Origin of the sequence: Lacticaseibacillus suilingensis (genome assembly GCF_016861845.1) — a bacterium.
GTDB lineage: Bacteria > Bacillota > Bacilli > Lactobacillales > Lactobacillaceae > Lacticaseibacillus > Lacticaseibacillus suilingensis.
Genome location: NZ_BOLV01000064.1, coordinates 1 through 1,179 on the forward strand (window position 1 = coordinate 1; position 1,179 = coordinate 1,179).

The 1,179-nt window shown below is 47.7% G+C and carries 1 protein-coding gene; it reads right to left on the reverse strand.

Annotated elements, in window-relative coordinates; translation table 11 throughout:
- Positions 1 to 45: 45 nt before the first annotated feature.
- Positions 46 to 1,050, reverse strand: coding sequence for a hypothetical protein (locus tag JUF11_RS13085; RefSeq protein WP_204119938.1), 1,005 nt, complete (start codon positions 1,048 to 1,050; stop codon positions 46 to 48).
- Between the last annotated feature and the right edge of the window lie 129 nt (positions 1,051 to 1,179).

Below are 1,179 nucleotides of genomic sequence, written 5' to 3' on the forward strand. Positions count from 1 at the left end.
TAGCACTAACAAGAATAGGTCTTCATGGCCTTTTTGGTCTAGTCGTCAGGGTGTTGCACTTGAATTGTAAACTGGGGGACAAAAAATATCGTCTTTTGAGTGGTTGGCATCGCGGCCCATTTCCAGATGTTGGATGAAGTCGACGCCAACAGGGTTGCGCGGATCATCGGCGGTCATCTGATGAAACATATTGTTGATGGCGCCGTTGATGTAAGGACGATTGGAATTGGCGTTGATAAACGTCTGTTCCACGTAGTCGTTATACGCGGCCCGGTCATCTTTGAAAATGGCGCCAGCCAGGGCCCCAGTTAACGGGTACAGGTGCTGGGCAAGGTATTGATCTTTGATTTTAATTAATAGCTTAGAGGTTAGCGGATCAATCAAGTTGTTGATCAATTTCGAGTTATCCGTATCGGTCCAGGCCAGCTGTACGGTATTGCCTTGATCATCGGTGTAAGTAGGCGTTGTCACGGACGTATACTTGAGCAGCTCTGCCGCACTCACGAGATAATAAAAGGGTACTGGGGCATGGATGTGCGCATCAGCGTAATACTTGAAGCCGTTGGGATCCATGTTTTCCCAGATTCGTACAAGCCGAATGGCGTTGTACCGATATTGTGAATTCCCAGTTAAATAATAGAGTATGGCTTGCGTATATGCCCGAAAACCGTCGGCGCTGAGAGGATCTTCTTGGCCGAATGACGTGAAGGTTGCGTCTTTTGGGGTGTCGAAGGTTCCGGTTTTTAAGTTAGCTGCTTGGAAAGTGGTGCTGGCGTAAGGACTTTCGAGCATTCCTTGATAGTATGTGGTCCATGGCTGTTTGCCCGCGGCTAATTCGTCCCGGGTGTTTTGGAACTGGCTGGGATCCACACTGATGGCTGGGTGCAAAAAACCGTCAGACCGGGTGATGTTCAGCTTGACCGTGTCTGAGATAGCAGGCGTGGTAGCGGCGCTGGCGTCGTGTGAGGGTAATAGGGCAATACTACCCAAAGCTACCAACGTCATAACGACACCGCGCCACCAGGCTCGATGTTTGATAGAAAATGACATTTTTCTCTCCTCCTAGAAAGTTTTTATTACAAAGAGGGATAAGCAAGAAAAACGCGCATTTTAGAATCAAGTTAGCCACTGTCTCAAAATTTTTTGGACAATAAAAAACATCAAGAACAGATATCCTGT

Coding starts and splice junctions, on each gene's coding strand:
- JUF11_RS13085 (WP_204119938.1), bottom strand. CDS start 1,050: ATGTCATTTTCTATCAAACATCGAGCCTGGTGGCGCGGTGTCGTTATG.